The sequence below is a fragment of the Campylobacter gastrosuis genome, assembly GCF_030249845.1.
Taxonomy (GTDB): domain Bacteria; phylum Campylobacterota; class Campylobacteria; order Campylobacterales; family Campylobacteraceae; genus Campylobacter_A; species Campylobacter_A gastrosuis.
Genome location: NZ_JANURM010000032.1, coordinates 1 through 7860 on the forward strand (window position 1 = coordinate 1; position 7860 = coordinate 7860).

General features: G+C 29.0%; 10 protein-coding genes and 1 pseudogene. 9 read left to right on the forward strand and 2 right to left on the reverse strand.

The window, feature by feature from the left end:
- Positions 1 to 347: DNA cytosine methyltransferase (locus NYG85_RS11480; RefSeq protein ID WP_284938771.1), on the reverse strand; the 347-nt coding region annotated here is incomplete at its 3' end.
- 437 nt (positions 348 to 784) lie between these two features.
- On the opposite strand from NYG85_RS11480, the pseudogene NYG85_RS11485 reads away from it, so the two are divergent.
- The 7 genes and pseudogenes from NYG85_RS11485 to NYG85_RS11515 form a co-directional block, all read left to right on the forward strand.
- Positions 785 to 1006: pseudogene (locus NYG85_RS11485) on the forward strand (integrase arm-type DNA-binding domain-containing protein); the annotation flags it as partial.
- Positions 1007 to 1072: 66 nt separating this feature from the next.
- A complete protein-coding gene (locus NYG85_RS11490) occupies positions 1073 to 2017 on the forward strand; it encodes a tyrosine-type recombinase/integrase (RefSeq protein WP_432264862.1) in 945 nt (314 codons plus the stop codon).
- Positions 2018 to 2045: 28 nt separating this feature from the next.
- Complete coding sequence (locus NYG85_RS11495) at positions 2046 to 2576, forward strand: AAA family ATPase (protein ID WP_284938773.1); 531 nt, start codon at positions 2046 to 2048, stop codon at positions 2574 to 2576.
- Positions 2533 to 2694: a hypothetical protein gene (locus NYG85_RS11500; protein WP_284938775.1), complete on the forward strand. Its 162-nt coding sequence runs from the start codon at positions 2533 to 2535 to the stop codon at positions 2692 to 2694. Before NYG85_RS11495 ends, NYG85_RS11500 begins: the two co-directional genes overlap by 44 nt.
- A 402-nt stretch (positions 2695 to 3096) precedes the next feature.
- Positions 3097 to 3474 (forward strand): type II toxin-antitoxin system HicB family antitoxin, encoded by a 378-nt coding sequence (locus NYG85_RS11505; RefSeq protein ID WP_284938777.1) that lies wholly within the window; start codon positions 3097 to 3099, stop codon positions 3472 to 3474.
- Positions 3475 to 3532: 58 nt separating this feature from the next.
- Positions 3533 to 3772 (forward strand): type II toxin-antitoxin system HicB family antitoxin, encoded by a 240-nt coding sequence (locus NYG85_RS11510; RefSeq protein ID WP_284938778.1) that lies wholly within the window; start codon positions 3533 to 3535, stop codon positions 3770 to 3772.
- Positions 3773 to 3813: 41 nt separating this feature from the next.
- Complete coding sequence (locus NYG85_RS11515) at positions 3814 to 3987, forward strand: hypothetical protein (protein ID WP_284938780.1); 174 nt, start codon at positions 3814 to 3816, stop codon at positions 3985 to 3987.
- Between the two features lie 18 nt (positions 3988 to 4005).
- On the opposite strand, the gene NYG85_RS11520 is transcribed toward NYG85_RS11515, so the two are convergent.
- Positions 4006 to 5349: a relaxase/mobilization nuclease domain-containing protein gene (locus NYG85_RS11520; protein WP_284938782.1), complete on the reverse strand. Its 1344-nt coding sequence runs from the start codon at positions 5347 to 5349 to the stop codon at positions 4006 to 4008.
- 426 nt (positions 5350 to 5775) lie between these two features.
- On the opposite strand from NYG85_RS11520, the gene NYG85_RS11525 reads away from it, so the two are divergent.
- Positions 5776 to 5982 (forward strand): MerR family transcriptional regulator, encoded by a 207-nt coding sequence (locus tag NYG85_RS11525; protein ID WP_284938783.1) that lies wholly within the window; start codon positions 5776 to 5778, stop codon positions 5980 to 5982.
- A gap of 494 nt (positions 5983 to 6476) precedes the next feature.
- On the forward strand, positions 6477 to 7421 hold the full coding sequence (locus tag NYG85_RS11530; protein ID WP_284938784.1) for a hypothetical protein: 945 nt from the start codon (positions 6477 to 6479) through the stop codon (positions 7419 to 7421).
- The last annotated feature ends 439 nt before the right edge of the window (positions 7422 to 7860 follow it).

The window sequence follows — 7860 nt, forward strand, 5'->3', positions numbered from 1 at the left end:
TCAGAAAATAGTGTGCTTCTAGTGCCATTAAAACCTATCCTTTTACCAGCGCAGCTTAAATCCTGGCACGGAAAACCGCCAGTGATAATTTCAATCTTACCAAGCGGGGCTAAATCATCTTTTGTGATTTTGGTTACGTCATCAAAAATAGGCACATCCGCCCAGTGCTTTTTTAAAATTTTATGGCAGTTTGTATCAATCTCACAAAACGCAGCCGTTTTAAAAAAGCCGTCATTTACGCTTTTTTGCTCGGACGGCAATTTATTAAAATCGTAATCTTTAAAATTTGCACTTTCAAAGCCAAGCGAAAAACCGCCGATACCGCTAAACAAATCTAAAATTTGCATTTGTTGCCTTTTGTTTTAAAATTTTAAAAATTATGCAAATTTCTTTTCTAAAAAATATATATTTTTTTTATTTCTTTTAAATTATAAAACGGATTTATTACGGACTTTATAAAAAATTATTTTTTTATAAGATACGTTTTATTGGGATAATGTATATTTTTTTTGGTAGAGCTTAACTCCACCATTTAACCTTTTTTTAATTTTCTTTCAGTTTCAAATAATCACTTTTATTTACTTCTTTTGCCCTTGTTTGCGAAGCAGGGAGCAATACCCAATTGCTTTTATTTGCTTTTTTATGTTTTTAAATTGCTCTTAATTCTTATGAGTTTAAGACATTAATTAGGCACTTAAAATTTTATTAGGTCAGTATTGCTCACAAATTACCAAAAAAAGGGGATAAAAATGAGTAATACTGCAATCACAATCTTACAAGACGCAGATTAAAAAATCTCGCACCAAAACCATCACAATACAGGCGGGTTGTCGGCAACCCAAAAGAGCTTTACATACAAGTAAATCCAAAAGGCACAAAGACCTTTACGCTAAAATTTGATAACAAATTTATCAAGGTTGGCGAGTGGCGAGATAGTATATTTACTGCCAATATGGCACGAACAAAAGCCACACAGATATTAAGAGAGCTAAATAGTGGCAAACAAAGCATAGATGAGCTAAAAGGCAGACAAACAGGCAAGTATATATATGAAAATCTCTTTTATAAAATCATAGAACACAAAAGAAAAAATGGCAGAGAAGAGAGCACTTTATCAAAGGTTATTTCTAGAAATAAAAAGTATATTTTACCAGCTTTTGGCAAAATGGAGATAAAAGATATAAAATACAGCAAAATCAAAGAAATTTTAAATGCGATTTTTAATCCAAATGACCCATATAAAAGCAGACTTGACACAATTTCACACCTAATAAATGATATAAATGAAATTTTTAGCATAGCCCATTATGATGGACATATAGATAAAAATTTTATCAATAATTTAAAGAAAGAATTCCCCACTTCACGCAATTTTAAACAAAAACACAACATAGACAGCAGGCTTGCAGCAATTACCGATGATAAAACCCTAGCTGAGTTTTTACACGACTTAAAATGCGATGACAAAATGGACTTACAAACAAAAAGAGCCATTTATCTGCAAATTTTATGCGTAAATCGCCCCATAAACACAACAAGCGTTAAATGGGATTATATAGATTTTCAAAAAGAAATATGGCTAATCCCAGCAAACCAAATGAAAATGGGCTACTCACACCAAATAGCCCTAAGCTCTTATGCGATTAAAATTTTAAAAGAGCAACAAAACTTTTGCATACTTGATAATGGCTTTGTGTTTGCTGCGTTTAATAAACAAAACCACCTACACAAAGACAGCCTAAACAAAGTAATCATAAATTTAAACAACCAAAAATACAAAGGCAAGATTACAGCTCACGGATTTAGGGCGACATTTTGCACGATATGCTCACAAAACAAAGCCACGCTTTTACAAATGGGCATAAGCGATGAAGTGATAGAAACAGCCCTAGCACACAAAGAAAGCAATGCGGTTAAGTTTGCTTATGAGAGAGATAGAGCGACAAACGAACAGCTAAAAAGGCTTATGCAATGGTATGGTGATTATTTAAATAATCTTGAACCCTTCCCCTTTTAAAGGGTAATTTTAATACAAAGGAGCAAAAATGCAAAATCAAAAACTTAATATAGAAATGTCAAATTTGGTGCTTACGCCAAAGGATTTAGCCGATTACAAAACAGAATGGCTCATAAACGGCTTTGCAGAACGAAATAAGCTAATAAGTCTATACGCAATGCCCGGTAGTGGCAAGAGTATAACAGCCCTTTATTTAGCTATTTATATGCTTGAAATCAAAGCCATTAAAAAAGTGATTTATTTAGATATGGATAATGGACTTGGCACACTTAAAAATCGTGGCTTGGAGCAAATTTTAAAAAAATATCCTGATTTACATTATCTTAGCCAAGCTAAAAAAGCCCCAAAAGACATAGACCCAAAAACACTCATATTTAGCCTATCGGCATTTGCAAATGAGAGTTGTAAGGATACGCTTATAATATTTGATAGCATTAGAAATTTTATAAGTAGCTCAATGAGTTACGATGAAGTCGTAATGCCAACGCTTAACGTATTGCAAAAATGGCATCAATATGAAAAATCTTATAAATCAGATAAAACGCAGAGCCAAGATTGATGAAGTAGAGATTTGTGGGACAAATGCACTTTATAAACTGCTTAAAGAGTTTGAAAATAAATCTTTTAAATTTGTTCGCAACAATAATCACAACGCCTTTATCATTTATCCACTTTAAAAAAACTACACATAAAAAGCCCTAAAACAACTATATTTTAGGGCTTTTATCCATTAAGAAAAGCAATTTTTATAACTTAGAATTTTACAGAATTTTAAAGCCGTTAAAATTCTGTAAAATTCTATTAAAATTCAAAAATAAAAAATAGTAGTATCGCCGTTGGCGATTTAAATTTAAAAGGGGAAAGAATAGAATTTTTATCTATTAAAAAATAAAAATAGGCTCTTTCTAGTTTTTTGTGTATAATATTGTGTATAAAAGGCATAAAATGGGCAGATATGATAAAATCCTAGACAAAATTTCAAACAGCCCAAATGCAATAGTCGTGCCACGCCATAAACCAGTTAAAGAAATTTACGTTAACAATGCCATAAAACTAATACTTTAAATAAGGGGCGAATAATGAAAAAAGACATAAATTACTATCTAAATTTACCATATGAAATCAAAATCGTGCGACTTGATGATGGCGACTACTACGCACAATACGCAGACGCAAGGTTAAACAAACTCGTGCTAATGAGTGGGGATGGCAAAACGCCAAACGAAGCCATAGATAATTTGCAAAATGCCTTTAAAAGCTATTTAGAATACGCCATAGAAGCTGGACGCAAAATCCCAGGGCCAATAGATGAGAATAAAAAAGTGCGTGTAAAATATACTGACTATAACAAGAATTTAATACCAACCGAAGAAACATTAAAATCTTTTAATTCAGAAAGCATCGGCATCTTTAATACTTTTGAAGAAGCAAAAAAAGCACTAATGAGTGATGACTAATGCGAAAAATTGATATCAGAACAACTTTTAAAAAAGATTAAAATAAAAAAGGATAAAAATGTTCTTAAATGCTATTATTGAAAAAGATGAAAATGGCTATTTTGCCTACGTGCCTAGTTTGCAAGGTTGTGTTTCGCAAGGCAAAACTTACGAAGAAGCATTAACTAACATAAAAGAAGCTAGTGAGCTTTATTTAGAGAGTTTAGATGATGATGAACTATTTTTGCTTAAAAATAAAATTTCATCAATTGTGCCAATAGAGATAGCTTTAAATGCCACAATTGCCAACACCAAATGACAAAATAAACTTAGCATTAAAACGTTTAAAGGAATGGAAAAATGAAAATAGGAACTAAATCTTTAAAATTTGAAGATGTCAAAAATGATATTTTAAAAAATGAAGAAGTTAAAAAAATTTATGACTCATTGAAAGATGAGTATGAGCTCATAATGGCTCTTATAGAAGCAAGAAATGAAGCCAAGCTAACGCAATCTGAACTTGCACACGTATAAAAACATCTTTTAAAATCACTACCTACCAACCCCACGTTCATTTTTTGTGCTATTAGTTTTTATAGCTGTGTGGGATTTTGAAATTTCTACGCCCTTATCCTTTAAAATTTCAACATAAGGTTTATTTTTGGCTCTTAAAATTCTCTCATCAAGCTTAATGCCAAGCAAATCCACGCCTTTAAAATATTCTTTAAATAAAAAGTCATTTGGATTTAGGCTTTCAGCCTTTAAAAGCTTGTTCGCAACAAACTCAAAGCGTTTATTTGCGATATTATTTATAAATTCTTTATTCTCATTTAGCCGTTTTTTGAATGCATTTTTATCATCATCGCCAAGCTCTGAGTGGTTTAAAATGTAAAGATTTTTATCTAAAATTTCTAGCTTTTTATCAAGAGCAAAAAGGCTCTCATTACGCCCAAGCAAACGAGTAGCAATCAAACTATCATCAAAATATTTTTTTGCTAATTCATCGTTTCTATTGCGATGAATGGCAATGGCACGACGCGCCTTGTGATAGTTTAGCCAATCGGACTTACTAGCCTTTAAAGGGCTTGTTTTGTTAAAAATTTGCTTGTAATTATATGTAAAATTTTCAAGCAAAACAAGTCCAGATGAGCGGTCTTTAAAATTATCAAGATGCATTTTATTAATTTGTATCGCCTGATAAGAAAGATAATCAACCTTTTTAATATCAGCTAAAATATCCTTTCTTTTTTTATCACAGACCTGCCTTTGAGCTTTGTATTCTTTTGCGATTTTATAATAGTATTTGCTTTTTCTTTTTTTCAAATCTAAAAGATAGTGCCAAAGCTCATCCTCTCTGCCTTTAAGCACATTAAGCTCGTTGTAGCTCTGCTCAATTTTTCTCGTTAAATTTTTATGCATCTCTTGATTTTTCTCTTGTAGTTTAAAATAATACTCGCTTACAAAATCCTTTGCAGTGTAGTCCTCAGTTTCTAGCTTGACACTCCTTTTTATGCGGTTAAACTCGCTTTTTAAATCCTTTTGTAAAGAATTTTTGTTTTCATAATTTAATCCGTGAAGTCTTAAAGAGTTGGCAAAATTTGTGCGGACATCATCAAAAAACTCTTTTATCTCAGAGCGAGTGTTAAAATGAATTTTCTTTTTTGAAAAATCATCACGCTTATTAAGCACAACGTGAATGTGTGGATTGTTCTGATGAGTGTGCATTATTAAAGCATATTTGTGTCCGTAAAAATTATTACTCAAAGTCTGCTCAACGCTTTTTTGCAAAGCTCTTAAATTTCGCTCATCGCTCACACGCTCATTAATTGAAAAGACTAAATGCCAAGCATCACGTGAATTTTTGTTCGTGCCAAAATCCTTTCGCCAATCACGCATAACCTGCTCACTAGAAACTCTCTCCCCTTAAATAAAACTTAATAAGAAAAACAAATTTAGTTCAATAAAAAATATTTGAAAAAAAATAAAAAATTTTTTTAAAAAAAGTAAAATGAAAATTTTTAAATTTAATCACTCAAAATATCAAATTAAAAAAATAAAATATGCCAAAAAAAATTAACAATGACAAAAGTATAATTTTATGTTTTTGTTATAAAAAATTTATTTTATTCATTACTCTTATTTTTATAAAAAATTGTTTCAAATAATATTTTTATTTTAAATTATTTATTATTTTTTTGGCAAAATTTTAAATCAATACATACATATTTAGTAGCGATTTTTATATATCAATTTTCTAAGCTGTGTTTGGGCTAACTTTGAGTAATGTTGCCAAATCAAAAAAATAAAAATAAAGGAGAAAAAATGAAACAAATCCAAAATGATGATTTGATGAATATAGAGCAGTTAGAATTAGAATATGGCATATCCAAAAACGCACAAGCAAAAGCAAGAATGAGAATAAATCAAGGCAAACCAAACTCAATACCATTTTACAAATATGGCAAAGTGATACTTTATAGCAGAAAAGCAATAAATGAATGGCTTAAAAATTTTGCTATAAATTGCTAATTTTTGTTGATTTTATAGTTGTTTTTATATATAATTCTTTTCGGTTCTTTGCAAACAAACGCAATTATGTTTAAAAGCCTGAAAAATGGCACTTTTAAAAGATTGTATTTAAAGCAAAACCTAAATTTGTTATTTTTTAGCAAATTTGCAAAAGAAAAGTAAATAAGTCATTATTTAAAGCAGTATTGAAAGCTTAATTTTTAAAATAGCGATAAAATGGGGTTTTAAAGGATTAGTTCTTGTTAGCCTCTAAAAACACAATCAATTAAATTAAAAAAATTAAGAATTTTAAAACTTGCAACTGATAAATTTAAAAAAGAGAGATTTTAATATTTTAAAGTCTATACATAAAGCCATAGCTAAACTATCTAGTGTCTCAATAATAATTCGTATTATATCTAGTAAGTGTTGTGGAGCTCATAATTTATTTGTGATAATAAAATAATTTTGCTAAAATTAAAACATATATAAAATATGTTAAAAAAGGTGATAGCATGAAAGAAAAAGCAGTAGAAAAACATCAATTTATAATTCATTACTATTTAATAGATGAAACACATTCAATAAATACATTTATAAAAAATGGAATAGAAAAGGACTTTTTAAATATTATTAACACCATAAATTATGAATTAAATATAAACATAACACTAGAAAGCAAAATAGCACAAAATGGTGGTTATATTGAAGTTTTAGACATCATAGAAAATCATCCTGTTTCATCCACATTAATAGCATCAGCCACTGCATATACAATTAGACAAATTGTGGAAATAGTAAAATACTTTTTAAGCGGAAAACATAAAAGAAACGAACTAGAAAATAGAAAATTAGAATTAGAAATTTTAAAATTAGAACAAGAAAATACAAAAAACACAATGGATATAAACAACCAATTAAAGCAAAAATTAGCGAGACCTCTTTCAAATTATTATACAAAAATAGAAAAATATGAGAAAATAAAGGCTGTTGGCTTTGGAGAAACAACAAATAATGAGTATATTGTTCAAAGAAGTGAATTTAAAAATTTTATACTAATTGACGATAAAGAAACAGAAATAGATGATGAAGCAAATATAGAATTAATATCTCCTGTTTTAAAAGAAGGTAGATATAAGTGGCGTGGAATTTATAATGGTAAAAATATAGAATTTAGTATGGGTGATAGCAAATTTAAAGATGATATTATAAATGGCAGGTATGATTTTGGAAATGGTTCGTTTATTAATTGTCAATTGTACATAACAAAAACATATGATGATTTTGGAAATGAAGTCAAAAATAAAACTTACAGAGTTGCGAAAGTTTATGAAATCAAACGAGATGTTTTTAATGATTGGATATCTACACACAAAGGTTTAATAAGAAAAAAAACAAATTTTAAGAATAATATAAAATCACAAAATTTATTTTCAGATAGTGATTACAAGGAAGTGTAATAATCAAATTGTATTGGTTTTGCTTATAATTTTTTAAATACTTAAAATATGATATAAATGTATTACAAAATATTTTAATAAACTATTAATTTAGACGTATAAATTCCTTTAAGTTTTCTTTGAATATATTCTAAGAAAACACCTAAATTTAACACAAAAAAACTAATTATAATTTTACTTATATTTTTCTAGCTTTTCACTAAAAATATATAGCAAGTTGTAGTTGGATTTTATTTCAACCCCTGATTTTATAGCCGTTTCATTTATTCTAAATTTTCACAATAGACAAAAATAACGATTTATAGGCACCTTAAAATCGGTCTAAGCGATGAGAATTTAAACACAATAAATCGTGTTTTTGGCAGTGATGATGTTTTTAAAAATGATGATGGCAGTGTGATTTTAAACGGCAATGCACAAAATTTTGTATCAAGCTGGT

Coding starts and splice junctions, on each gene's coding strand:
- NYG85_RS11515 (WP_284938780.1), top strand. CDS start 3,814: ATGAAAATAGGAACTAAATCTTTAAAATTTGAAGATGTCAAAAATGAT.
- NYG85_RS11520 (WP_284938782.1), bottom strand. CDS start 5,349: ATGCGTGATTGGCGAAAGGATTTTGGCACGAACAAAAATTCACGTGAT.
- NYG85_RS11530 (WP_284938784.1), top strand. CDS start 6,477: ATGAAAGAAAAAGCAGTAGAAAAACATCAATTTATAATTCATTACTAT.
- NYG85_RS11525 (WP_284938783.1), top strand. CDS start 5,776: ATGAAACAAATCCAAAATGATGATTTGATGAATATAGAGCAGTTAGAA.
- NYG85_RS11495 (WP_284938773.1), top strand. CDS start 2,046: ATGCAAAATCAAAAACTTAATATAGAAATGTCAAATTTGGTGCTTACG.
- NYG85_RS11510 (WP_284938778.1), top strand. CDS start 3,533: ATGTTCTTAAATGCTATTATTGAAAAAGATGAAAATGGCTATTTTGCC.
- NYG85_RS11505 (WP_284938777.1), top strand. CDS start 3,097: ATGAAAAAAGACATAAATTACTATCTAAATTTACCATATGAAATCAAA.
- NYG85_RS11500 (WP_284938775.1), top strand. CDS start 2,533: ATGAAAAATCTTATAAATCAGATAAAACGCAGAGCCAAGATTGATGAA.